Raw genomic sequence first — 25127 nt, 5'->3', positions numbered from 1 at the left:
GTTTTTAGGGAAGATTACACAATAACCCTAATTAACTTTTCCTACTATCAGCTTCCTTTTTAACTTTGTGAACAAATATAAAAAATGACAACAAAAGAGATAAGAAGGGCATTTTTGGATTTTTTTGAAGCCAAGAACCATAAAATAGTTCAGTCTGCACCCATAGTTGTGAAAAATGATCCCACATTGATGTTCACTAACGCGGGCATGAATCAGTTTAAGGAGATCTTTCTAAATGAAGCTCCGATAAAATTTCCACGTGCTGCAGATACACAACGTTGTCTAAGAGTTTCAGGTAAGCATAATGATTTGGAAGAAGTGGGTATAGACACCTATCACCACACCATGTTTGAAATGCTCGGGAACTGGAGCTTTGGCGATTATTTCAAAGAAGAAGCCATAGCCTGGAGTTGGGAGCTTCTTACTAAGGTATATAATATACCTAAGGATCGTCTGTATGTAACTGTATTTGAAGGAGATGAGAAGGACGGGTTGCCTAAAGATATGGAAGCATATAATTTTTGGAAACAGTGGATCTGTGAAGACCGTATCATCTTTGGTAATAAAAAGGATAACTTTTGGGAGATGGGAGAAACCGGTCCTTGTGGGCCTTGTTCTGAAATCCATGTGGACTGCCGTCCGGACGAGGTGCGTCAACGGCTTGATGGAAGAACCCTCGTCAATGCAGATGATCCTCAGGTCATCGAAATATGGAACAACGTATTTATGCAGTTCAACAGGCTAAAGGGCGGATCTTTACAAGCCCTTCCTGCAAAACATGTTGACACCGGGATGGGCTTGGAGCGCCTTGTAAGAATATTGCAGCAAAAGACATCCAACTACGATACCGATGTGTTTCAGCCTCTTATTCAGGTTATCGCGAGCCAATGTGGCATTGACTACAATCAGGGAGAAAGTACTAAACCCTCAGATATAGCGATGCGCGTAATGGCAGACCATATACGAGCAATTGCTTTCGCAATTTCGGACGGCCAGTTGCCCTCTAATGTAAAGGCTGGCTACGTTATAAGACGGATATTAAGAAGAGCCGTCAGATACGGCTATACTTTCCTTAATATCAAAGAACCGTTTCTATACAAGCTTATTCCTGTTCTTGCTATGCAATTTGAAGATATTTTTCCTGAATTAGGTACTCAGCTTAACTTTGTTCAGAAAGTAGTAATGGAAGAAGAGGCTTCTTTCCTGCGCACTTTGGAAACAGGCATTTTGCGCTTTGAAAAATACGCTGCCGACCACTCGGCCATTGAAGGCGATTTTGCATTCGAGCTTTATGACACGTTTGGCTTCCCGATTGACCTTACCGAGCTGATGGCCCGTGAAAAAGGTATGAAAGTAGATATGGATGGCTTCGACCTTGCACTTGAACAACAAAAAGCTCGCTCAAGAGCAGCGGGTGCTGTTGATACGGGCGACTGGATAGTAATCAATGATGCCGATGAAAACGAGTTTATTGGATACGACGTTTATAGCTGTGAAGCAAACGTATTGAAATACAGAAAGGTAAAAACTAAATCTAAGGAGCAATACCAACTTGTTCTCGACAGAACTCCTTTTTATGCAGAAAGCGGCGGTCAGGCTGGCGATACCGGTTATTTGATATTCCCAGATGAAGAAACAGGGAGGGAGAACAGAATAGCGATTGTAGATACACGTAAAGAGAATGCATTAATACTTCATTTTGCCGACGAACTGCCTCAAAGTTTTAATCCTGCTAAGCCAGTAAGAGCGGTGGTTGATCAGTGCAAACGCGAAAGTACTGCCGCCAATCACTCGGCAACCCATTTGCTTCACGCTGCTTTGCGCAAGGTGCTTGGCAAACATATACAACAAAAGGGCTCGCTTGTCAGTGCAGATCATTTAAGGTTTGACTTTTCACATTTTGAAAAATTAAATGAAGCAGAGCTCGAGCAGATAGAGGCGGAAGTAAACGAGCAGATAAGACAAAATCTTCCTTTGAAAGAAGAGCGTAATATTCCATATAACAGCGCTGTACAAAGAGGCGTTACTGCATTATTTGGCGAAAAGTATGGTGATTACGTACGTGTTATAAGCTTTGGCGATTCCTATTCTCAAGAATTATGCGGTGGTACTCATGCAAGTGCAACAGGCAGGCTTGGCTACTTCAAAATAATAGCAGAGAGTGCAGTGGCTGCGGGTGTACGAAGGATAGAAGCAATAACAGGCAAGGCTGCAGAACAGATGATCAGGGCCCAGGATAGACAAATCACTGATCTTAAGGTTTTGCTGCGCTCGCCAAAAGACCTGTTTTCCGCTGTAGAAGGCTTGCTCGAAGAGAACAATAAGTTAAAAAAAGATATAGAAAAATCAGCTTTGGAAAAGGCTGGCACCCTGAAGACAGAGCTTCTAAAAAATGTGCAGCAAGTAGGCGATATTAATTTTATAGCTCAAAAAGTCGACCTGACAAGTCCTGAAGCAGTAAAGAATCTGGCATTTAGCCTCAGGGATTCAATAGAAAGTCTTTTTCTTGTTCTTGCTACCGAAAACCAGGGTAAGGCCACGCTTACGGTAATGCTTTCTAATAACCTTGTTAAGGAGAAGCGATTGAATGCAGGTACCATTGTAAGAGATCTTGCAAAAGAGATTGACGGGGGCGGAGGTGGTCAAGCGTTTTACGCCACAGCTGGTGGTAAAAAGCCTGAGGGCATAGGCAAAGCTCTATCAAGGGCGATGGAACACATCGCAAACTAAAAAAGCAAGCAGGCGAAGGCCATTTCTAATGAGGTGGCCTTCGTTGTTAAATATCTTCCCGATTAGTAACCTACCTGCCCGTTGACAAAAAGAAGTCATCTTATTATGAAAAACTCCTGGACCTATTCGAATAAGCATCCCGATTATTTTTCATAGATGCAGGACCACATCAGGGTATGTTTAGAAATTTGTGTGTTTGTAAGGATATTTCCCACTTAGGGTTATTCTTTACATATTCAACAATTAAAGGTATTGTTAAATGAGAGTTAGACCATTCTGGTTGAAGATATAATTTACATATCGGCGATACCATTTCAGCATAGCTTTCCGCCCATTTAAAGTCGCTTTTATTGAAAATAATCACTTTTAGTTCGCCTGCCCTTGGGCAAACTTCGGGAAGAGGAGCTTTAAACTTCTTAGGGGAAAGGCATATCCAATCCCAAAAGCCCGAAAGCGGATAAGCTCCTGATGTTTCGATGAAAGTCTCAATGTTCCGCTTCTTGAGTTCAGCAGTAAGTGCGCTAAGGTTGTACATCAAGGGTTCACCACCTGTAATTACCACAGCTTTTCCGGGGCATTGCTCGGCATTTCTTATTATAGCTTCAATGGGTGTAAGCGGGTGTAACGATGCATCCCAGCTTTCTTTAACATCGCACCAGTGGCAACCAACATCGCAGCCTCCCAAGCGTATAAAATAAGCGGCTTTACCGCTATGGTAACCTTCTCCTTGTATTGTATAGAACTCCTCCATTAAAGGTAGGAGAGTTCCGTCATCTGGTATTTGTTGAATCATTTTAAAAGTGCAAATATACCTTTATGCTTTTATATAGCAGTCAGCCATGTATGCACATCAGTAAGGCGTTTGTAATAAGTGCTAAGGATAAATGTCCCTGCGTGCTGATGCAAGTGTATTTTTAAGCAGACCGACAATTGTCATCAGGCCAATACCACCTGGCACGGGAGTTATCCAGGAGGCCTTAGGAGCCACCATATCAAAATCTACATCGCCATATAACTTAAAGCCCGACTTAGTAACTGCAGATGCTTCACGGTTAATACCTACATCAATGACAACAGCCCCTTCTTTGACCATGTCAGCTGTAATGAAATGTTTTCTGCCTATTGCAGCGACGATTATATCTGCAGAGAGCACGATGTCTTTAAGATTTTTGGTTTTGCTGTGTGTAAGCGTAACAGTACAGTTCCCGGGACAATCATTGCGGGACATAAGAATACTCATAGGGCTGCCTACAATATTGCTTCGGCCCACTATCACACAACTTTTTCCAACGGTGTCAATCTGGTACTCTTCCAGCATCATCAGTATCCCATAAGGCGTCGCAGGTATAAAACAAGGAAGGTTTCTAACCATTCTGCCAAGGTTAAGAGGGTGGAAGCCATCAACGTCTTTTTTATAGGATATCTTTTCCGTAACTTTTTCAGGATCAATATGCTTGGGAAGGGGAAGCTGAACAATCAGTCCATCTACGTCGTCATCATTATTAACTTCTTCAATTTTGTCCAGAAGCTCTCTTTCGGTCACAGAACCATCGTACCGAAAGAGCGAAGACGTAAAACCTACCTTTTCACAATTTTTTATCTTACTTGCAACATACGTTTCACTGCCACCGTCATTTCCTACCAGTATAGCCGCAAGATGCGGTTTCCTGCCAATGCTGCTTAGCAGCTGTGCAGATTCTTCGGCAATTCTAACCTTCAATCTTTCTGAAATAACTTTACCATCTAAAAGTTGCATATTATTCTTGTTTAATTAAGTATTAAGCTTCTATCCAAAGGGAGCTTAAATAATGGACACCTTAATCCAGCTTAAGCACAGCCATAAAGGCCGATTGAGGTATTTCTACATTACCTACCTGCCTCATGCGCTTTTTACCCTTCTTTTGCTTCTCAAGAAGCTTCCTTTTACGAGAAATATCACCCCCATAACATTTGGCCGTAACGTCCTTCCTTAAGGCTCTAACGCTTTCGCGGGCAATAATTTTTGCACCGATGGAAGCTTGTATTATAATTTCAAATTGCTGCCTGGGGAGAAGCTCTCTTAATTTCTCACATATTTTCTTACCAAACTCATAAGAGTTTGTGCGGTGTATAAGAGAGGACAGCGCGTCTACCGGTTCGCCGTTTAGCTTAATATCGAGCCTTACAAGGTCAGATTGACGGTACCCTATCTGATGATAGTCAAAAGAAGCATAGCCTTTGGAAATAGTTTTAAGCTTATCGTAAAAGTCAAAAACTATCTCGCCCATAGGCATTTCGAAAACGAGCTCAACCCTGTCTGAGGTAAGGTAAGACTGGTTGACAATAAATCCTCTTTTTTGTATGCATAGAGACATAACCGGGCCCACAAATTCTGATTTGGTGATAATGTTTGCCTTGATGTAAGGCTCTTCCACATATTCAAGCTTGCTGGGATCAGGCAGGTCAGATGGGTTATTAACCGTAATCAGGTCACCTTTAGTTGTATATGCAAGGTAAGATACGTTGGGCACGGTCGTGATAACCGTCATATCAAACTCGCGTTCCAGTCTCTCCTGAATAATCTCCATATGAAGCATTCCAAGGAAACCGCACCGGAAGCCAAAGCCTAACGCAGCTGAAGACTCAGGTTCAAAAACGATAGATGCATCGTTAAGCTGAAGCTTATGCATACTTTCGCGAAGCTCTTCAAAGTCGTCCGTATCTACCGGATAAATGCCTGCAAATACCATCGGTTTAACCTCTTCAAAACCCTGAATGGCTTCTTTTGTAGGTTTATCCACATGCGTTATCGTGTCGCCCACTTTAACTTCTCTTGCTTCTTTTATACCGGAAATAATATAGCCGACATCTCCAGTCTTAATAACATCTCTCGGTTCGGGGTGAAGTTTTAAAACGCCCACTTCATCAGCAATATACTGTTTTCCTGTGGCTATGAACTTCACTTTATCGTTCTTTCGGATCTCGCCGTTTGTTATCTTAAAGTAAGCAATAATACCTCTGAATGAATTAAATACTGAGTCAAAAATAAGCGCTTGCAATTCACTATCCGGATTACCTACCGGAGCTGGAACTTTATCAACAATCGCATTCAAAATATCTTCAACACCCAGGCCTGTTTTTCCTGAAGCCGGAATAATATCTTCTCTCTCGCAGCCAATCAATTCAATGATTTGATCCTTAACCTCCTCAGGCATAGCGCCCGGAAGATCCATTTTATTAAGAACCGGAATGATTTCAAGGTTTTGCTCCAGCGCAAGGTATAGATTAGATATTGTTTGCGCCTGGATTCCTTGCGATGCATCTACTATAAGCAAAGCTCCCTCACAAGCGGCAATTGAGCGAGATACCTCATAGGAAAAGTCGACGTGACCCGGAGTATCAATAAGGTTAAGTGTATACTGAACCCCCTTGAGCAGGTAGTTCATTTGAATAGCATGACTTTTGATGGTTATGCCTCGTTCTCTTTCGAGGTCCATATTATCCAGAAGCTGCGCCTGGGCGTCACGCTGAGATATTGTTTTAGTAAATTCCAGCAAACGATCGGCAAGTGTGCTCTTACCATGATCAATGTGTGCTATTATGCAAAAATTACGGATATTTTTCATTCGACTCGCAAAGATAATTTTTTGAAAGAACATTTTAGCTTACTGTGTATTTTACTATCATGTTTCTAACTCAATCTGTGTTAAATTCTATAAATCAGGCACTTTACAGAGTTACAGGCCATTCACATACGGCCCAGATACTTGAAGCTGTGCAGGGCGGAAGCATTAATAGATGTTATAAGCTCAAATATGGAAAACACTGCTTTTTCGTAAAGCTTAATTCAACCGTATCTCTTCCAGATTTATTTGAAGCGGAAAGCAAAGGCCTGAATACATTGCAACGGGCAACTTCGCTAAAGATTCCGACAGTACTTGGCGCGGGAAACGTAGGTAAAGAACAGTACTTGCTTCTGGAGTGGATTGAGCCAGGAAAGGTTAGTTTTAAATCGTTCGAAAAGCTTGCTGAAGGCCTTGCTGAAATGCACTCGCAAAGTGCAGACCGCTTTGGACTCAATTATTCGAATTACATGGGAGCGCTAGCTCAATACAATGAGCTTAAAAACACGTGGACCGAATTCTTCATCACTCAAAGGTTGTTGCCGCAGCTGCGGCTGGCAAACTCAAGAGGTCTGTTAATGCCGTCACTAATCTCTCAGTTTGAAGATTTAATCAAGCTCCTACCAAACCTTGCAGACGAAAGACCTCCATCCCTAGTCCACGGCGATTTTTGGAGAGGGAACTACATAATAAATAGTGATGGCAGTGCTGTTGTAATTGACCCCGCTATATCCTTTTCAAACAGGGAAGTGGACCTTGCTATGAGCAAACTGTTCGGTGGTTTTGACGAAAGGTTTTATAGTGCCTACCACGCTTGTTTTCCTCTTGATAATGACTGGGAGCATAGGTTACCTTTGTGGAATCTCTACCCGTTGCTAGTTCATTTGAACTTGTTCGGGGCATCCTATCTTCCACAAATAAAAACTTCATTAAAACGCTTCTTATAATACAAAATAATATTTTGTTTATATATCTAAGTCGTTCTTTATAAGTGGTATAAACGTACAATGTGAAGTATCAGTTTATATTAGTTTAAGCAGAGGCACAGTATGTTCAGTTTCACTCCACTACTGAGCGAATAATATTTGGTTCGTATAACCAATTTCTTAAAATTCAATTACTTATATAGGTTATCTAAACAATAGGTACGCGTTCAACTTTAAGTATATATAGTCTCTTCTTGGTTTTTCGAGTTGCCTATAGACTTTGATTTTAAAACTTTTTACCCAGCGAAAACCTGACTCTCAAACCTTATAGTCTGTAGAGTTAGAGCATTCCTAAGAGGTCGGAACTTTCCGATATACCACACAGTATTTTTAAATGAAAATAGATGTAGGTTAAACGTATCTCGTTCGTACATGGCTCGTTAAATAACGAAGAAAGTACGAGGTAGTTACTTATACAAAAGCTTTAGAAGCCGAACTGGGTTAACAAGGAGTTTTATACGGTTTACTGGCTTATAATGAATTGATGAAGTCAATCATTTTTTTGTTGTCATAATTAGCAAACCCGGTATGCTTAAATACAATATTTCCCGAGCGGTCAATAATTAGTGTTGTAGGTATGGATCCGCTGAAAACCGATTTGGGCAAATTGCTTAATGATATATAAACAGGAAGAGTAAATTTTCTTTTAGACATAAAAGTCTTTGCTTTCTCAAGGTCAGAGTCTGCATCCAGAAGCACAAAAATTACATCTTTATGGTTCGCCATCTTTGTGTAGAGGCCTTGTATGGATGGCATTTCTGCAATGCAGGGCGGGCACCAGGTAGCCCATAGGTTAAGCACAATGACTTTCCCCCGCATGGATGCGATGGAGTGTATTCCTTTATCATTTTTAAGAGTTATATCGGGCATTCTCTGTAAGCCTGTCGCTTTGTTTACGCTTGCTTTGGCAGGAGCGGGAGAAAATAATCCTGTATGGATAAGACCACGCAGGAGCAAAGCTTTTGCCGAAGGGTTAAAAGTTATTGCCAGTATAACAGCAAGCACAATTGCGTTAATAACGTTGGAAGAGCTCAGTAACCTCTTCTGCTTTTTTAAAGGTTTCATATTATTTGTCCTGTTGGGATGGATACTCATGCCTTTTCCATGTATCGTTGAAGTCGGCACTCATGGACTTAAAGCGCTCCTCCACGGTGGTCATAAATCTATCGTCAAGCATAGCAAACACGCTGTCAAGGCCATCGCTTAGATTGAGTTCAGCTATCTTAAACGTTTGTTCAAACTGGCCCTTTTCGATTTTAACTATGTATTTAGCGTTCATTGAAAAGATGGTTATCTTACCTTGAGGCACAGGAAGTTCGGCTACAATTCGCATCTGTTTTCTAAAAAAAGTTGTAAAGACGACTAGTATATAGAAAAACATCCAAGGTTCATAATTTTGCATGTCTACTTGTTGTGTTTTATACAGTACACTAACCGTAAATAAGAGCGTAGGGCCGACCGGATTATATATGGTTTCTTATCTGCAGCGACGCATATCAAAGAGGAGGTCGAGTTATATTACCAGATGCTTAAAACTAATACAGGAAGGTTCTCTCTTGCGGGGGCTCCCTGCATTAGTCTTTGCTTGAGCTTAGATTGACCTGTCTGCTCGTTGAGTCCGTGCAGGGCGTTCTGCGGGTCTTTCCATGCGACTGTTGTCTCTTTGCGGAGTGCTGGGGCGCTCCATGCGTTCGCGTCGCGCAGGCGGAGCAACCGGAGCCTGAGGTCTTTCTACAGCTGTCGACCTGGAAGATGCACCTGGGGTTGGCCTGTAAACCGGACTGGGAGCAGATGGCCTTTCCATTCTTTGCGGACGTTCGCCAAGGCTAGGTGTTCTTCGTTCGCCGGTGTTTGTACGTTCGCTGGTTCTCCTTTCGGCTCTTTCTGGCGCAATACGCTCCGGCCCATTTCCTGAAAAGCGTTCCGGACGCTCCGGCCTTTCCATTCTTGATGGCCGTTCATATGCTCCCGAGCCACGTTCCACCGAAGAACGGGCTGTATTTCTTTCGACTGAGCGATCTGTAGAGTTTCCCCGGCTACTGGTAGCACCAGAGCGTTCAGTACGCGTATACCGGCTGTTGCTCATATCTGATTCAGAGCGGCTGCTACCGGGTCTGTACACTCTGAGGTCATTGTCCGACAGTTGTGAACGGCCGGGGCGGCCTGCATCACGAACGTTATAAACCCGTACCGGCCGGCCGGTATAACGCTCTATTTCCCGGGTACGGGGCCCGTAGAAGTAGCGGTTGTTATTACCGGTTACATAGATGTTATTTATAACGGTAGTCTGATTATAAATATTGGTGTAGTATCCCCGCGGAGCACGATAGTCGTACACAGAGGAATAAGCTATGTATCTTCGGGGAACAAATATCCAATGGGTGAGAGGGATGTTTATGTTGATATTGACTGACATCCCCGGGCCGAGCGGCGCCCATCCATAATACCCGTCGCCTGAACGCCAATTTACCCATGCAGGGGCCCATTCATCATCGGGCAGCCACATCCAGCCATAATAGTCATCATATATCCAACGGCCGTAATGGAAAGGGGCCCATCCCCATTCATAGTCTGACACCCATGTATTGCCGTACTGAGTTACTACCCAGTGTCCGTTCGTACCGTAAGGCTGAAAGTCTTCTTCAACCCGTGGCTGCCACACGCGCCCGTATTTTTTATATTTTATCCATCTGCCATGAGGAGCTAGTTCTTCATAAAAAGTTTGCATGGATACTCTGGCTCCGGGCTGAGCCTGAGCCGTATCAGCAGTTGAAATAAGGCCGGCGGCAAGCAGTATAAAGCTGTAAATGATAAAGCGGTTAAATATCCTCATAGCAGTATGTGTTTATTATTAAGATGGTTTTAAACCTCAATAGTTTAGTAAGGGCAAACAAATTTTACTTAGCAGGTACGCATGCTAGAGCGTGTTCAGTCTGTCCAACTGGCTCAAAAGAATTATCTTAGCGGCATAAAGGAAAGACGAATTGGCAAAAAGCACTATTAAAGAAACGCCTTTAATGCAGCAGTATAATACCATTAAGGCGAAATATCCGGGCGCCCTATTGTTATTCAGAGTGGGCGACTTTTACGAAACGTTTGGCGAAGATGCAGTTAAAGCTGCATCGATACTGGGCATTGTATTAACAAAACGAGCAAACGGATCGGCGTCTCATATTGAGCTTGCCGGCTTCCCGCATCACTCTCTTGATACTTATCTTCCCAAATTGGTTAGGGCCGGGCAGCGAGTTGCTATTTGCGATCAGCTGGAAGACCCGAAAACGGTAAAAACTATTGTAAAAAGGGGAGTGACCGAACTTGTTACTCCCGGTGTATCATATAATGACAACATCTTACAACAAAAAGCCAGCAATTATCTTGCATCACTGCACTATGACAAGAATAGCATAGGACTAGCCCTGCTGGATATTTCAACAGGTGAGTTTATGGCTGCCCAGGGCAATAGCGGCTATATCGACAAATTGCTGCAGGGGTTCAAACCAAGCGAAATCATATTAGCGAAAACAAAAGTCAGGGAATTTACTGAAGCTTTTGGCGAACACTTTTACACATATGCATTGGATGAATGGGTTTACACTGGAGACTATGGTCAGGAAACTTTGCTTAAACACTTCGATGTAAAATCGTTAAAGGGTTTTGGAATTGAGCGCTTAAATGCAGCAATTGTTGCATCAGGTGTTGCCCTGCATTATCTTAATGAAACCGAACACAGGAGCTTACAGCACATATCGTCCATAGGCCGCATTGAAGAAGAGCGCTACATGTGGCTCGACAGATTTACAATAAGGAACCTTGAACTGGTAGGGTCGAACAATGAAAACGCACTTACCCTTATAGACGTACTTGACCATACTTGTTCTCCTATGGGCGCACGTTTACTGCGCAAATGGATAGTGATGCCATTGAAGGAGATTAAGCCTGTTGAGGATCGACTTAATGTTGTTGACTTTCTGTTAAAGCATACGGATCTTCGCCAAAGTCTGACGAATGAGTTTAAGCAGATAGGCGACCTTGAAAGGCTCATTTCGAAAATTGGTTTGCAAAGAGCCAATCCGCGGGAGGTGTGCCAGTTAAAAAAAGCCCTGTATGCTGTTGAAAAAATTAAATCGCTATGCGAAGTTTCAGGCAACGAGTCCTTAAAGATCACTGCAGAGCAGCTCAACTGTTGCACGTACATACGTAATCGCGTTGAAAAAGAATTACATCCGGAGCCTCCTGTGCTTCTTAATAAAGGAGGCGTTATGGCGGATGGCATCAATGAAGAGCTTGACCGGTTGAGGAAGATCGCCTTCGGTGGCAAGGATTATTTGGTAGAGATACAACGCCGAGAGGCTGCAGCTACCGGTATTCCTTCTTTGAAAGTGGCTTTTAATAACGTTTTTGGTTATTATCTGGAAGTTACCAATTCACACAAAGATAAGGTGCCGGCAGAGTGGATACGCAAGCAGACGCTAGTGAATGCCGAAAGATATATTACTCCGGAATTAAAAGAATATGAAGAGCAGATACTTGGAGCCGAGGAAAAGATACATGTATTAGAAACGAAGCTCTATAGTGAACTTGTGTATGCGCTTATGGAGTACATTAAACCCGTTCAGCTTAACGCTCAGCTAATCGCTCAGTTAGATGTGCTACTCTGCTTTTCCGCAGTCTCTGAGAAGAACTATTATACTAAACCTGTAATTAACACAGGTAACGCTATCAACATAAAAGGAGGCCGCCACCCTGTTATCGAACGAAACCTGCCTATTGGCGAAGATTATATAACCAATGACGTTTATCTGGATAGTGACACGCAGCAAATTATTATTATTACAGGGCCCAACATGTCGGGAAAGTCTGCCTTGCTGAGACAAACAGGATTAATTGTTTTGATGGCTCAGATTGGCTGTTTTGTGCCGGCTACTCAAGCAAGCATCGGCATTGTTGACAAACTGTTTACCCGCGTAGGAGCTTCCGACAATCTATCGTCGGGCGAGTCTACCTTTATGGTTGAAATGAATGAAACGGCCAGCATACTTAATAATATATCCGATAAAAGCCTCATTTTGCTTGATGAAATCGGAAGGGGTACATCTACTTATGATGGCATATCTATCGCCTGGTCAATAGCCGAATATTTGCATAATCATCCTTCGGCAAAAGCTAAAACACTTTTTGCAACTCATTATCATGAGTTAAATGAGCTCACCAATTCGTTCAGCCGCATTAAGAATTTTAATGTCTCCATCAAAGAGGTTGGCAACAAGGTGATCTTTCTCCGCAAGCTGGTGCCGGGAGGAAGTGAACACAGCTTTGGTATACATGTTGCTAAAATGGCTGGGATGCCAAAACGAGTGGTGGACAGAGCAAATGATGTGTTGAAAATTTTGGAAGCAACGAAAACAGATGAAGGAATCTCGAATAAAACGGAGAAAATAACGCAAGATAATATGCAATTAAGTTTCTTTCAGTTAGATGATCCAATTTTAGATTCTATAAGAGAAGAAATTCTGAACACAGATATCAATACGTTAACACCTGTTGAAGCATTGATGAAATTGAACGAAATCAAAAAGAAACTTGGTAAATAAACTTAAAAATATGAAGAAAATAATTTTAACTGTAGCAGGAGCTTTAGTATTAGCTTCTTGTGCTACAAACCCTGTTACCGGACGTAAATCGTTGTCATTAGTTTCTAATGCAGATTTATTTCCGACAGCTTACAATCAATATTCTCAGGTTCTTAAACAAGGGAAAGTAATTACAGGTACTGCCGATGCTAAAATGGTGCAAACAGTAGGGGAACGTTTAAAATATGCCGCTGAAAAATATTATCAAGAAAAGGGAATATCTTCTCAATTACAAGGTTATCAATGGCAATTTACGTTGTTAAATGCAAACGAAGTAAATGCATGGTGTATGCCTGGAGGTAAAGTTGCGGTTTATTCAGGTATTTTACCTGTTACCAAAGATGCAACGGGATTGGCTGTTGTTTTAGGTCACGAAATTGGTCACGCTTTGGCTGGTCATAGTGCGGAGCAAGCTTCTCAGCAAATGGCCGCACAAGGTTTAGGACAAATAGTTGGTGGATCCATTGGAAATGCAGAATATGCAAAAGTTTTTGAACAATTATATCCTGTAGGTGCACAAGTTGGTTTACTAAACTATTCTCGTAAAATGGAATTAGATGCTGATGTTACAGGATTGTATTTAATGGCGATGGCGGGTTATGATCCTTCTCAAGCAATTCCTTTTTGGGAACGTATGGCGGCGAAAAGTGGAAATGCAGGAGTTTCAGAATTCTTGAGTACTCACCCTTCGGATGCGACGCGTATGGCTAAAATAAAGGAAGCCTTACCAACTGCTTTAGCATATTACAATGCAAGTCCGTATAAAGGAAAATAGAATAGTTTTTATTCATTTGTAAAATATAAGCGAGTTAATTTGATAAATTGATTCGCTTTTTTTATATTTAGTATTCAAAACCACAATTAAAATTAAAATGATTAACAATTTTAGAATCAATTCGTTTTCTGAATATAAGAAAGCGTATAAAAAAAGTGTCGAGGAGCCTGAAAAATTTTGGGATAAAATTGCTGGAAACTTCGTTTGGCAAAAGAAATGGGACAAAACACTTGAATATAATTTTGAACAAGCAGATTTTAAATGGTTTCAAGGTGGACAACTAAATATTACCGAAAATGTTTTGGATCGTCATTTGGAAAAAAATGGAAACAAAACAGCTTTAATTTGGGAACCAAATAATCCTTTAGAGGAATCTAGAATTATTACATATCGTCAATTGCATTCAAAAGTTTGCCAATTTGCGAATGTCTTAAAAAATAATGGCGTACAAAAAGGAGATCGTGTGTGTATTTATATGCCAATGATTCCAGAATTAGCCATCGCGATGTTAGCTTGTGCTCGTATTGGCGCGGTACATTCTATTGTTTTTGCAGGATTTTCTTCTGCTGCAATTGCCTCTCGTATCAACGATGCGCAATGTAAGGTTTTGGTGACAGCAAACGAAGTTTTTCGTGGAACGAAATCAATTAACTTAAAAGCAATTTGTGATGAAGCCTTAAAAGATTGTGCTTCTATTCAGTCGTGTATTGTTTATCGACGTGCTATCGAGCCTACTTCTATGGTTGGTGGACGTGATAAATTTTGGATTGATGAAATGCATAAGGTAGACGATAATTGTCCTGCGGAAATTATGGATGCCGAAGATCCTTTGTTTATTTTGTATACTTCTGGTTCTACAGGAAAACCAAAAGGAATGGTGCATACATGTGGTGGATATATGGTGGAAACGGCTTATTCGTTCGATAATATTTTTCAAATGGAGCACAACGATATTTATTGGTGTACAGCAGATATCGGTTGGATTACAGGACATAGTTACATTATTTATGGACCTTTGGCTTGTGGAGCAACTTCAGTAATGTTCGAAGGAATTCCAAGTTTTCCTGATTTTGGACGTTTTTGGGAAATTGTCGAAAAATTAAAAGTGACACATTTCTATACAGCTCCAACAGCAATTCGTTCGTTAGCTCGTGAATCCTTAGATTATGTCGAGAAATATGATTTATCAAGTCTTAAAGTTTTAGGATCAGTTGGTGAACCAATTAACGAGGAAGCTTGGCACTGGTTTAATGATTATATTGGAAAAGGAAATTGTCCAATTGTAGATACATGGTGGCAAACAGAAACGGGATCTATTTTGATTTCGCCATTAGCAGGAATTACGCCGCTTCGTCCAACGTTTGCAACATTACCGCTTCCAGGAATTCAGCCAGTTTTAATGGATGAACATGGAAAAGAAGTAGAAGCAGTAAATGAAAAAGCAGAAGGACGTTTAGCAATTAAATTTCCTTGGCCATCTATGGCTCGTACTATTTATGGTAATCATAAACGCTATGTAGAAACCTATTTTTCAACATTTCCGGGATATTATTTTACAGGAGATGGAGCGTATCGTGATGTAATGGAAAATTATCGAATTACAGGACGTGTAGATGATGTAGTGATTGTTTCTGGACACAATTTAGGAACTGCACCAATAGAAAATGCGATAAATGAACACGAAGCTGTAGCAGAAAGCGCGGTTGTTGGTTATCCTCATGATATCAAAGGAAATGCATTGTATGCTTATGTGATTTTGCAAGATGGAGTACAAGGTTCACCAGAACTTGAAGCAGAAATAAAAAATGGAGTTTCTAAATTAATTGGAGCAATTGCAAAGCCAGATAAAATACAGTTTGTTTCAGGTTTACCAAAAACGCGAAGCGGAAAAATTATGCGTCGTATTTTAAGAAAAATAGCAAGCAACGAAACTGATTTTGGCGATACATCAACATTATTAGATCCAGATGTTGTAACTGTTATTCAGAAAGGAAAAGTTTAAAGTAAGGCTGAGGTTAAGATTTAGTCTAAGCTTATCAAAATAATTTTCAAAACAAAAAGCATTACCCAAAAAGTAATGCTTTTTTGGTTTGATTATTTTGGATAAATTTTCTCTTCTAAATTTCCTTTATATAGCCGATATTCAATGCATTTTTTGTAATTTTGTTGACTTTTTAAAGGTATGATAAAAATTTCACCAGTTTTAGAATCGTATTTAGATCATCATGTGGATCAAGAACCTGAAATCTTGAGCCGTTTACGTGTTGAAACTTATCAATGTACAACGCAGCCACACATGATTTCGGGAGAATATCAAGGTCGTTTGTTAAGTATTTTGTCAAAGATTTTAGCCCCAAAAACTATTTTAGAGTTAGGAACTTTTACAGGTTACGCAACATTGTGTTTGGCAGAAGGTTTGATTGCTGATGGAAAAATCATTACGATGGATAAAAATGATGAATTGGAATATTTGTGCAGAAAATATTTTGATGAATCTGAATTTGCTTCAAAAATTGATTTTAGAATCAATGATGCACGCGAAGAATTAGAAACAATCGAGAAAAATTCTGTAGATTTAGCTTTTATTGATGCTGATAAAGAGAGTTATCCTTATTATTTTGAAAAAGTTTTAGAACTTTTACGTCCAGGAGGAACCATGTTAGTTGACAATGTTTTGTGGTACGGAAAAGTAATGATGGAAGAGGAAGATAAAAAAGATCCTTCGACAAAAATTTTGAAAGAATTTAATGAAATGGTAACGAAAGACAAACGAGTAGAGTCGATAATTTTACCAATTCGTGACGGAATTACGTTAATTCGAAAAAAATAATGAAGTACGCCATTTGTCAAGTAAGTGTTGCGCCATTGCGCTACGAAGCAAGAGATTCATCAGAAATGGTGAGTCAGGTTTTGTTTGGAGAAAAGTTGATTATTTTAGAAGAATTAGAAAAATGGACTAAAGTTCAGTTAGCTTTTGATGGTTACGAAGGTTGGCTAGATCCAAAACAAATTGTAGAAATTTCGGAAGAAGAATATAATAAAGATTCGATCGAGAAATTTGCAATTAATCCGTATAATCATGCGATGGAAAATGGCTTGCCAATGACGTTGACAATTGGAGCTGAGGTTCGTACTTTGAATGAAAGTAAAATCAAAATTGGTCCAAAATGTTTTGAATATTTTGGGGTATATACGTCTGGTAAAAAATCAAAAGATCAATTGGTAGAAATTGCAAAAGCCTATCTAAATGTACCTTATTTGTGGGGAGGAAAATCTTCGTTCGGTATTGATTGTTCTGGTTTAACGCAACAAGTGTACAAAATAGGTGGCTATAAAATTCCAAGAGATGCTTATCAACAAGCGGAAATGGGTGAAGTTTTGAGTTTTGTAGAAGAAGCAGAACCAGGTGATTTAGCTTTTTTTGATAATGCAGAAGGTCTAATTATTCATGTCGGAATTATGTGTGGCAATGGAAAAATTTTGCACGCACACGGAAAAGTTAGAATTGATCCAATCGATACAAATGGAATTTTCAATACCGATTCTCAAAAATATTCGCATAAACTGCGATGCATTCGAAAATTAATTCCTTAATAATAGAGCAAAAATCATTTCGAAAGAAATGATTTTTTTGTTTTAATTGAAATCAAATCTAAATAGGATATAATCAAGTATTAAACTATTTTTTAATTGGATTTAGCTGTAACTTTAGTAAACACTAATCGATTGAAATAATGTCTATAAAAATTCCTGAAAATTTAAAAGGGTTATCTGATTCTGAAGTCAAAAAAGCTCAACAACAATACGGAGATAATGCTATAAAGGGTGAACAGAATTCTGCTTGGTATAGTTTATTATTTGATATTCTAAAAGAACCAATGACGCTAATTTTGATTGCTGTATCAATTATTTATGTGTTGGTTGGTGATTTGGGCGAAGCTGCATTTATGTTTGTGGCTATTGTTGCTGTGACAGGAATTTCATTTTACCAAGGTTCTCGTAATCAAAAAGCTCTGCAAGAGTTAGAAAAGTTGAACGAACCTTTGAGTTCAGTTATTCGTAATGGACGATTAGTTGAGATACCAACACACGAAATTACAATTGGTGATTTGTGTATTACGGAAGAAGGAAAAATGATTAATGCGGATGGAAATATTGTTCATAGTAATGATTTTTCGGTGAATGAATCGGCTTTAACAGGCGAAAGTATGTCAGTTTTTAAAGATATAGATCATCCAGAAATTTACAGTGGAACTTTGACAGTTTCTGGTTTGGCTATTTTTGAAGTGACAGCCATTGGAGCAGAAACGAAGTTGGGAAAAATAGGAACGTCAATTTTATCTATAAAAGAAGAAAAATCGCCTTTGCAATTGCAGATAGAAAAATTTGTGAAAGGAATGGCAATCATTGGAATTATTGTTTTTGCAATGGTTTGCGGATTCAATTATTTTCAAACAAAAGACATTGTAAGTAGTTTATTAAACGGTTTGACTTTGGCAATGTCTATTTTACCCGAAGAAATACCAGTTGCATTTACTACATTTATGGCATTGGGTTCATGGAAATTATTACGCGAAGGAATTATTGTAAAAAAGAGTAGCGTTGTCGAAACTTTAGGAAGCACAACTGTTATTTGTAGTGATAAAACAGGCACAATTACCGAAAATTCGATGAAATTGAAAGCGATTTATGATGCAAAAATGTCTACGGTTTTTGATGAAATTCAATTCAATGATGTCGAAATTTCTAAGATTATACAATATGCGATGTGGAGTAGTGAACCTGTTCCATTCGATCCAATGGAAAAAACGTTGCACCGAGTTTACGAACAAACACAGGTTGATGAGCGCAATCAATATCAAATGTTTTTCGAATATCCTTTATCTGGAAAACCTCCGATGATGACGCATTGTTTTAAAAATAAAGATAATCAACGAATAATTGCGGCAAAAGGTGCTCCAGAAGCTATTTTACAAGTTTCGAATCTTTCTGATCAACAAAAAGATCATTTACGAAACGTTATTCGCGATTTTGGAACAAAAGGTTTCCGACTTTTGGGTGTTGCAAAATCTACTTTTAATTCAAACGATTTTCCAAAACAACAACAAGATTTACCTTTTGAATTGTTAGGTTTTGTTGTCTTTTATGATCCGCCTAAAAAGGGAATAAATGAGGTTTTCGAGAAAATATATAATGCCGGAATAAAAGTAAAAGTAATTACAGGCGATAATGCCGAAACTACGATGAGTATTGCGAATCAGGCAGGAATTATTCATGCTGAAGATAGTATTACAGGAAGTGAAATTACACAACTTTCTGAAAAAGAATTATTAAAAGCAGCCGACGAAAAAGTCTTATTTGCACGAATGTTTCCCGAAGCAAAATTAGCCGTCGTGAAAGCTTTGAAAGAGGATGGAGAAGTAGTTGCAATGTTGGGCGACGGAGTAAACGATGGACCAGCATTGAAAGCCGCACACATTGGTGTTGCAATGGGCGAAAAAGGAACTGAAATAGCCAAACAAGCTGCGCAATTAATTTTAACAAATGATGATTTAGGAAAATTAGTTATCGGAATAGCTGCTGGAAGACGCATTTATACGAATCTTAAAAAAGCTGTTCAATACATTATCTCGATTCATATTCCAATTATATTAATTGTTTCATTGCCGTTGTTTTTAGGTTGGGCTTTTCCGCAAATTTTCACACCGGTTCATGTTATTTTCTTAGAATTGGTAATGGGACCAACCTGTTCTATTGTGTATGAAAACGAGCCTTTAGAGAAAAATTCTATGAACGAAAAACCTCGTCCTATGACGGAAACTTTTCTGAATTGGAAAGAACTTTCAACAAGTATTATTCAAGGAATTATCATCACATTAGGATTGCTTTTTGTTTATCAATACACTTATCAGTTAGGCGGAAATGAAGAGAAAACCCGAGCAATGGTTTTTACAACGTTGATTTTCTCAAATGTTTGGTTAAGTTTAACGAATAGATCGTTTTATTATAGCTTGTGGTCAAGTTTTAAAAATAAAAATAATTTAATGGTTGGCGTTACAATTCTTACATTGCTTATACTTTTTGCAATACTGTATATAAAGCCAATTTCTTTATTTTTTAAAGTTTCTTCGTTGAATCTAAAAGAATTAGGAATGGCGATGCTTGTAGCAATGTTATCTGTATTGTGGTTTGAAGTTTATAAATGGATTAAACGTAGGAGAAAAAATTGAGTAAAATGGTAATATTTAGGTTTATTGATTCGTTATAACGAATCAATAAACTCAACTGTTTTTGCCAAAGTCGGCGTCCTATTCTCTTTGTAAGGTGTATGTTTTGCATCAGGAACAAGATAACTTTCTTTTCTTCCTTTTACATTGTTGATAATTCCATTTACTTGCTCAATCGAACCATATTCATCATCAATTCCTTGAATAACCAAAGTTGGACATTCGATGTTTTGCAATTCTTTTCGAATATCAAAATCAATAAAATCTGGGCGTAACCAAGTTTCTGTCCACATCTCAAAAACTTTCTGCGTTTTATCGCCATGATATTTTGTCAAACGTTCTTTCAAATTAGTTTCTGCATATGCAATTTTTGCATCTCTGATTCCTTGTAAAGAAATTTCTTCTACAATAATGTGCGAACCAACTACAACAATTCCTTTTAAATTTTGATGATATTTCGAAGCATAAAGTAACGCAATCGATCCGCCATCGCTATGTCCAAATAAAATAATGTCTTTGAAGTTGAAATATTGAACCAAATCATTTAGAAAATCTGCTTCATCATGCATGTAAGTCAATTCGCGACGATCAATGGTAAAAGGCGACGATTTTCCATAACCTTTTCTATCGTAGATGAATAAATTACAATTTGTTTTTTCGGCAACTTCTTTTGGGAAATCTCTCCAAAGTTGGGTGCAACCTAAGGAATCGTGTAAAAAAATAAGTGTTGGATTTTCTGGATTTATTTCGTGGTGAACATAATGAATATTGGCGTTGTTGATTTCTAAACTATTTTCTATTTCCATTTTATGTAGTGATTTTTTCGAAAGCTAAAGATAACAAAAATGCCTCGATTTTATTTATTCGAGGCATTTATATCATGATGATTAAAAATTATTATTTAATAAAATCTGTAATAATTTCTAAGGTTTTTGCTTTTGCAGTTTCTAAATCGTCGTTCAATAAAATGATATCAAACTCTTTAGCTTTTTCCATTTCAATTCCTGCTTTATCAATACGTTGTTTCAATTTATCTTCGCTTTCTGTGTTGCGAGAAATTAAACGTTCTTTCAATATTTCCAAAGATGGAGGATTTACAAATACTGTTAAACATTGATCTCCGTACAATTTTTTGATATTCAATGCACCAATAACATCAATATCAAAAATTACAGAATTTCCTTCAGATGTAATGCGATCAACTTCCGATTTTAAAGTTCCGTAAAAATTATCGCGGTAAACTTCTTCGTGCTCTACGAATTCGTCGTTTGCAATTTTTGCCTTAAATTCTTCTGGTGTTAAGAAATAATAGTCTTCTCCGTGAGTTTCACCTTCGCGTTTATCTCTAGTTGTACAAGAAATAGAAAATTTGATATTCTCCAATTGTTCTAAAGCGTAACGAACCAAAGTTGTTTTTCCTGCGCCTGATGGAGCCGAAAAGACGATTAATTTTCCTTTTTTCATTATAAAATGTTTAACGATTGTTCTTTAATTTTTTCTAATTCATCTTTCATCTGAACAACAATTTTTTGCATTTCAGAATGATTTGATTTAGAACCTAATGTATTGATTTCACGACCAATTTCTTGCGAAATAAATCCTAGTTTTTTTCCATTTGATTCAGTTCCAGCTAATTCTTTTAAGAAATATTCGCAATGGTTTTTTAGACGAACTTTTTCTTCTGTGATATCAAATTTCTCCAAATAGAAAATTAATTCTTGTTCGAAACGATTTTGATCAACATCAACTTTTAATTCTTCTAAACGTTTATTGAAACGTTCTTTTATAGTTTCAATTCGTTCTTTTTCAAAAGGGACAACTTGTGTTAAAAGCTCAAGAATGTTATTCAAGTTTAAAGTCAAATATTTCTCTAAAACTTTTCCTTCATCTAATCTAAATTGATTTAATGCGTCGATCGCATCAATAATTGTTGCGCGAATTTGATTCCATTCGTCTTCACTCAAATCGTCTTGCGTGTACGAAATAACGTCTGGAAGGCGCATTACTACAGGCAATAATTCACCATCAGTCACATTTGGTGTGATTGATTTAAATTCTGCCATATAACTTTTGATTAATTCAGCATTTATATTTTGATTTCTTGCAGCAGGATTTAACTCTACTAACATCGAAAAATCAACTTTTCCACGTTGAACTTTTTCTGAAATAAGGTTTCTGATTTCTAATTCTTTTTCACGATAAAAAGAAGGAATTCTCGTGTTTAAATCTAGTGTTTTACTGTTTAAAGAACGGATTTCTATCGTTACTTTTTTCTCAGGTAATTCCAATACGGATTTACCGTAACCTGTCATAGATGCTATCATAATTGTAAAATTATGCGAACAAAATTACAATAAATTAACGTAATGCGAACTGAATTATCATCTTTAATCATTTTAAAGTTTAACATTTTGCTAAAATTTTGATGAACTTAAAACATTTATCTTTAACAAAAAACAAACTAAAAATAACTATGACAAATCAAGAATTGTACAAAGGAATTGCAGAGGATGGATTGAGTTTACCTTCTACAATGGGAATTTTTCCTTCGTCGAAAGATTTTGTATTTTCAAGAGAATCAATTGAAAAAAGTCTAAAATCAACCGATTATTTTCAATTAATCAATTTTGATCTTATCGAGATTGATAAAGACGAAAATGGAGCTGTAAAGCAAGAATATCAACTTGTAGTGTCTTATTTGGAGGAAGAATTTGATGTGAATTTGTATGTTGTGGATGCGAGAAGTAACGATTATTCTGAATTTGGTTTTGGAAATATGATTTCGGACGAAGAAATGGAAATTGCAACGCAACAAGATTTTTATTTGGAATCTGTGATGTATTTTGGAAATGATGCATTGGATAGTTTTCATTTGCAATTAAAAATTATGCAAGCAATTGTTGAAAACCCGTCTATTGTTGTCGATTTTATGCCTTATCGTTTGCTTTCTGGTAAATGGGCTAAAGTGACAGCAGAGTCAGAAATTCCGCCTGCGCCTTCGTATTTATATGTGATTCATGGCGTTTATGATGAGGATGAAAATGGCGATCGCGTGTATTGGATGCATACGCATGGTTTGCATCGTTGCGGTTCTGTGGAGTTGGAGATGTTGAACATCAAAGATGGAGTAGAGCAGATGAATTCGGCTTTGGATATGATTGTAAATGCGTTTATCAAACCAGATTTTCGTTCGCCAGAAAATGAAGAATTTAATATTGGTTATGATGGTTTGGATATTACATTTTGTTGGAAACGTTGGGAAGATGTGGTGAAAGATTATCCTGCTAAAATTCCTGGAGGTTACAATGAACGTCAGCCAGAAAACGAAAATTATGAACCTTGTGGCGTTTTGTTAGCGGTGCAAGAAGGACATACATTGACACCAGAAGTTTATGCGGCGACAATTGCAGATAATCCGATTTTCTTTATCAGCGATCAGGAAACGGAACGAATGTCAGCCTTGGCTTATCAACGTTTTGAATTGTATAAAAAAGCATTTAACACATATTTTAATCCAGAAGCAGATGAAGAAAATTATTATCGATTTTTAATTAAATTAGGATTTGATGTCGATCATGAAATGAATAAGGAACACATTTGGTTTGATGTGTACGGAATCAATGAGAACAACGAAATTTTTGGCGTTTGTTTGAATCGTCCTTATGCTGTAGAAGGTTTGAATGAAGGAGATGAAGGTCTTTATCCGCAAGAAATGATTACCGATTGGTTAATTTACACGCCGACAAACACCATCACTCCTGATAATATTTACACTATTGATTAATCAAAGCACCATTTTTCCATACATTTGTTGGTTGTAATTGTCCTTGATAATAGATAATATTACGATAATCGAAGGTAGAGAAGCTGATAAAATCGGCTTTTTTACCTTTTTCTATTGTTCCACGATCAGCTAAATTTAAAGCCTTTGCAGCACGAAAAGTAATTGCAGCTAAAACTTCTGCCATTGATAATTTCTCAAAAGTAGCCAAAACAGAAGCTTGTGTAAGAAGATTTCCCATTGGAGCTGAGCCAGGATTCCAATCCGAAGCAATCGAAACGCAACAACCAGCATCTAACAATTTTCGAGCAGGTGCATATTGCATTCCCAAACCGATAGAAGCGCCAGGTAAAACAGTTGCAACAACATCAGAATTGGCAAGTTTTTTCACTTCTTCTTCTCCTGAAAATTCTAAATGATCTGCACTCAAAGCATCGAATTTTGTAGCTAAATAACTTCCTCCAGCTGTAAATTGATCAGCGTGAATCGTAATATCAAAACCTTGATTTTTTGCTTCGTTTAAGAAATAATCGCCTTCCTCAACAGAGAAAGCAGATTGTTCCACAAAAATATCGATACGATTTGCTAAATCATCAGATTTTAATTTAGGAAAAACTTCTTTCACCAAAAGTTCTAAATATTCTTTGTTCGAACCTTCAAAATCTTTTGGTTTCATATGCGCACCTAAAAAAGTAGGAATCAAATCAATCTCACTTTCTTGATTCGCCATATTTATCGCTTCTAACATTTTAATTTCACCCTCAACAGAGAGAGCATAACCAGATTTTACTTCAGCAGTTGTGATTCCTTGTTTAGCTAATTGGGCAATATGTTTTAGCGTAATATCTTTCAGTTCGTCAACTGTTTTCTTACGTGTTTCTGTCACAGTAGACCAAATTCCACCACCACTTTCGGCAATTTCTAAATAGGTTTTTCCGTCCAAACGCATGGCGAAATCTTTGGCACGATTTCCTCCAAAACAAACGTGTGTATGCGAATCTACAAATCCAGGAAGAAGAATTTGTTCCGTTTCGATATGTTCAATTTCGATAGTTGGATGTTGTTGAGAAAGCGTTTCGAAATTTCCTATTTCTACAATTGTTTCATCATCAATAATAATTCCTCCATCTTCGAGAACTTCGACTTGGTTTTCGTGAATAGCACCTTTTAAAGGTAAATTGGCAAGTGTTATAATTTGTCTGAAAGGACCGATTAATTTCATTTTTGTTGTTTTATAACACAAGTTTACGAAATTTAAGGGAGAATTTGTAGATAAGCTGAACTTGTTATCAAATAAGATATGATTCTAAAATGAGTTTGCAATGACTTAATTTTTATCGTAAGTCAGTCGATAAAATAGCGTAGCCATAATTATCTGCCCAACCAGATTTTAGAG

At 38.1% G+C, this 25127-nt stretch carries 19 protein-coding genes; 9 read left to right on the top strand and 10 right to left on the bottom strand.

Annotated elements, in window-relative coordinates:
- Positions 1-84 precede the first annotated feature (84 nt).
- Positions 85-2730, top strand: a complete 2646-nt coding sequence (gene alaS / locus B4L98_RS02630) for an alanine--tRNA ligase (RefSeq protein WP_291077476.1) — start codon at positions 85-87, stop codon at positions 2728-2730.
- 169 nt (positions 2731-2899) lie between these two features.
- Here the strand turns inward: alaS and B4L98_RS02625 are convergent, their stop codons facing one another.
- The 3 genes from B4L98_RS02625 to lepA form a co-directional block, all read right to left on the bottom strand.
- Positions 2900-3523, bottom strand: coding sequence for a 7-carboxy-7-deazaguanine synthase QueE (locus B4L98_RS02625; RefSeq protein ID WP_291077474.1), 624 nt, complete (start codon positions 3521-3523; stop codon positions 2900-2902).
- Between the two features lie 81 nt (positions 3524-3604).
- Entirely contained in the window at positions 3605-4486 is an 882-nt protein-coding gene (locus tag B4L98_RS02620) for a bifunctional 5,10-methylenetetrahydrofolate dehydrogenase/5,10-methenyltetrahydrofolate cyclohydrolase (protein WP_291077472.1), read from the bottom strand.
- 61 nt (positions 4487-4547) lie between these two features.
- A complete protein-coding gene (gene lepA / locus B4L98_RS02615) occupies positions 4548-6335 on the bottom strand; it encodes a translation elongation factor 4 (protein WP_291077480.1) in 1788 nt (595 codons plus the stop codon).
- 59 nt (positions 6336-6394) lie between these two features.
- Between lepA and B4L98_RS02610 the strand changes: the two genes are divergently transcribed.
- On the top strand, positions 6395-7279 hold the full coding sequence (locus B4L98_RS02610; RefSeq protein WP_291077470.1) for a fructosamine kinase family protein: 885 nt from the start codon (positions 6395-6397) through the stop codon (positions 7277-7279).
- Between the two features lie 510 nt (positions 7280-7789).
- On the opposite strand, the gene B4L98_RS02605 is transcribed toward B4L98_RS02610, so the two are convergent.
- From B4L98_RS02605 to B4L98_RS14655, 3 genes are all read right to left on the bottom strand, one after another.
- Positions 7790-8383 carry a TlpA family protein disulfide reductase gene (locus B4L98_RS02605; RefSeq protein WP_291077468.1) on the bottom strand — a complete coding sequence of 198 codons (594 nt, stop codon included), beginning with the start codon at positions 8381-8383 and terminating at the stop codon, positions 7790-7792.
- Position 8384: 1 nt separating this feature from the next.
- A complete protein-coding gene (locus B4L98_RS02600; RefSeq protein ID WP_291077466.1) occupies positions 8385-8720 on the bottom strand; it encodes a hypothetical protein in 336 nt (111 codons plus the stop codon).
- Positions 8721-8909: 189 nt separating this feature from the next.
- On the bottom strand, positions 8910-10046 hold the full coding sequence (locus B4L98_RS14655) for a DUF6600 domain-containing protein (RefSeq protein WP_414646662.1): 1137 nt from the start codon (positions 10044-10046) through the stop codon (positions 8910-8912).
- Between the two features lie 256 nt (positions 10047-10302).
- Between B4L98_RS14655 and mutS the strand changes: the two genes are divergently transcribed.
- The 6 genes from mutS to B4L98_RS02570 all read left to right on the top strand — a co-directional run bounded on the left by mutS (position 10303) and on the right by B4L98_RS02570 (position 19953).
- Positions 10303-12909: a DNA mismatch repair protein MutS gene (gene mutS, locus B4L98_RS02595; RefSeq protein ID WP_291077464.1), complete on the top strand. Its 2607-nt coding sequence runs from the start codon at positions 10303-10305 to the stop codon at positions 12907-12909.
- A 10-nt stretch (positions 12910-12919) separates the two neighbouring features.
- Entirely contained in the window at positions 12920-13723 is an 804-nt protein-coding gene (locus tag B4L98_RS02590; protein ID WP_221854344.1) for a M48 family metallopeptidase, read from the top strand.
- Positions 13724-13820: 97 nt separating this feature from the next.
- Positions 13821-15725 carry an acetate--CoA ligase gene (gene acs / locus B4L98_RS02585; RefSeq protein ID WP_286494673.1) on the top strand — a complete coding sequence of 635 codons (1905 nt, stop codon included), beginning with the start codon at positions 13821-13823 and terminating at the stop codon, positions 15723-15725.
- 180 nt (positions 15726-15905) lie between these two features.
- A complete protein-coding gene (locus tag B4L98_RS02580; protein ID WP_286494672.1) occupies positions 15906-16553 on the top strand; it encodes an O-methyltransferase in 648 nt (215 codons plus the stop codon).
- Positions 16553-17317 carry a C40 family peptidase gene (locus B4L98_RS02575; protein ID WP_219033619.1) on the top strand — a complete coding sequence of 255 codons (765 nt, stop codon included), beginning with the start codon at positions 16553-16555 and terminating at the stop codon, positions 17315-17317. The genes B4L98_RS02580 and B4L98_RS02575 overlap by 1 nt, the downstream gene beginning before the upstream one ends.
- A 140-nt stretch (positions 17318-17457) precedes the next feature.
- Entirely contained in the window at positions 17458-19953 is a 2496-nt protein-coding gene (locus tag B4L98_RS02570) for a cation-translocating P-type ATPase (RefSeq protein WP_286494670.1), read from the top strand.
- 32 nt (positions 19954-19985) lie between these two features.
- Here the strand turns inward: B4L98_RS02570 and B4L98_RS02565 are convergent, their stop codons facing one another.
- From B4L98_RS02565 to B4L98_RS02555, 3 genes are all read right to left on the bottom strand, one after another.
- A complete protein-coding gene (locus B4L98_RS02565; RefSeq protein ID WP_221854348.1) occupies positions 19986-20756 on the bottom strand; it encodes an alpha/beta fold hydrolase in 771 nt (256 codons plus the stop codon).
- A gap of 91 nt (positions 20757-20847) precedes the next feature.
- Positions 20848-21414, bottom strand: coding sequence for a guanylate kinase (gmk, locus tag B4L98_RS02560; RefSeq protein ID WP_221854349.1), 567 nt, complete (start codon positions 21412-21414; stop codon positions 20848-20850).
- Positions 21414-22274 (bottom strand): YicC/YloC family endoribonuclease, encoded by an 861-nt coding sequence (locus B4L98_RS02555; RefSeq protein ID WP_236688172.1) that lies wholly within the window; start codon positions 22272-22274, stop codon positions 21414-21416. The genes gmk and B4L98_RS02555 overlap by 1 nt, the downstream gene beginning before the upstream one ends.
- 149 nt (positions 22275-22423) lie before the next feature.
- Between B4L98_RS02555 and B4L98_RS02550 the strand changes: the two genes are divergently transcribed.
- Positions 22424-23734, top strand: a complete 1311-nt coding sequence (locus B4L98_RS02550; RefSeq protein WP_219033615.1) for a DUF4026 domain-containing protein — start codon at positions 22424-22426, stop codon at positions 23732-23734.
- On the opposite strand, the gene hutI is transcribed toward B4L98_RS02550, so the two are convergent.
- Positions 23724-24953: an imidazolonepropionase gene (gene hutI, locus B4L98_RS02545; protein WP_219033614.1), complete on the bottom strand. Its 1230-nt coding sequence runs from the start codon at positions 24951-24953 to the stop codon at positions 23724-23726. The two genes, B4L98_RS02550 and hutI, sit on opposite strands and share 11 nt — an antisense overlap.
- Between the last annotated feature and the right edge of the window lie 174 nt (positions 24954-25127).

It is taken from the genome of Empedobacter sp. UBA5528 (assembly GCF_002426075.1).
In the GTDB taxonomy this organism is placed as follows: domain Bacteria; phylum Bacteroidota; class Bacteroidia; order Flavobacteriales; family Weeksellaceae; genus Empedobacter; species Empedobacter falsenii_B.
This window is presented reverse-complemented; position numbering and strand designations above follow the sequence as displayed.

What these genes read in the sequence shown, in the direction of transcription:
- B4L98_RS02550 (WP_219033615.1), top strand. Translation starts at nt 22,424, where the DNA reads ATGACAAATCAAGAATTGTACAAAGGAATTGCAGAGGATGGATTGAGT.
- B4L98_RS02600 (WP_291077466.1), bottom strand. Translation starts at nt 8,720, where the DNA reads ATGCAAAATTATGAACCTTGGATGTTTTTCTATATACTAGTCGTCTTT.
- B4L98_RS02590 (WP_221854344.1), top strand. Translation starts at nt 12,920, where the DNA reads ATGAAGAAAATAATTTTAACTGTAGCAGGAGCTTTAGTATTAGCTTCT.
- B4L98_RS02575 (WP_219033619.1), top strand. Translation starts at nt 16,553, where the DNA reads ATGAAGTACGCCATTTGTCAAGTAAGTGTTGCGCCATTGCGCTACGAA.
- B4L98_RS02580 (WP_286494672.1), top strand. Translation starts at nt 15,906, where the DNA reads ATGATAAAAATTTCACCAGTTTTAGAATCGTATTTAGATCATCATGTG.
- acs (WP_286494673.1), top strand. Translation starts at nt 13,821, where the DNA reads ATGATTAACAATTTTAGAATCAATTCGTTTTCTGAATATAAGAAAGCG.
- alaS (WP_291077476.1), top strand. Translation starts at nt 85, where the DNA reads ATGACAACAAAAGAGATAAGAAGGGCATTTTTGGATTTTTTTGAAGCC.
- B4L98_RS02610 (WP_291077470.1), top strand. Translation starts at nt 6,395, where the DNA reads ATGTTTCTAACTCAATCTGTGTTAAATTCTATAAATCAGGCACTTTAC.
- B4L98_RS02565 (WP_221854348.1), bottom strand. Translation starts at nt 20,756, where the DNA reads ATGGAAATAGAAAATAGTTTAGAAATCAACAACGCCAATATTCATTAT.
- B4L98_RS02555 (WP_236688172.1), bottom strand. Translation starts at nt 22,274, where the DNA reads ATGATAGCATCTATGACAGGTTACGGTAAATCCGTATTGGAATTACCT.
- B4L98_RS02620 (WP_291077472.1), bottom strand. Translation starts at nt 4,486, where the DNA reads ATGCAACTTTTAGATGGTAAAGTTATTTCAGAAAGATTGAAGGTTAGA.
- B4L98_RS02625 (WP_291077474.1), bottom strand. Translation starts at nt 3,523, where the DNA reads ATGATTCAACAAATACCAGATGACGGAACTCTCCTACCTTTAATGGAG.
- B4L98_RS02570 (WP_286494670.1), top strand. Translation starts at nt 17,458, where the DNA reads ATGTCTATAAAAATTCCTGAAAATTTAAAAGGGTTATCTGATTCTGAA.
- B4L98_RS02605 (WP_291077468.1), bottom strand. Translation starts at nt 8,383, where the DNA reads ATGAAACCTTTAAAAAAGCAGAAGAGGTTACTGAGCTCTTCCAACGTT.
- gmk (WP_221854349.1), bottom strand. Translation starts at nt 21,414, where the DNA reads ATGAAAAAAGGAAAATTAATCGTCTTTTCGGCTCCATCAGGCGCAGGA.
- hutI (WP_219033614.1), bottom strand. Translation starts at nt 24,953, where the DNA reads ATGAAATTAATCGGTCCTTTCAGACAAATTATAACACTTGCCAATTTA.
- lepA (WP_291077480.1), bottom strand. Translation starts at nt 6,335, where the DNA reads ATGAAAAATATCCGTAATTTTTGCATAATAGCACACATTGATCATGGT.
- B4L98_RS14655 (WP_414646662.1), bottom strand. Translation starts at nt 10,046, where the DNA reads ATGCAAACTTTTTATGAAGAACTAGCTCCTCATGGCAGATGGATAAAA.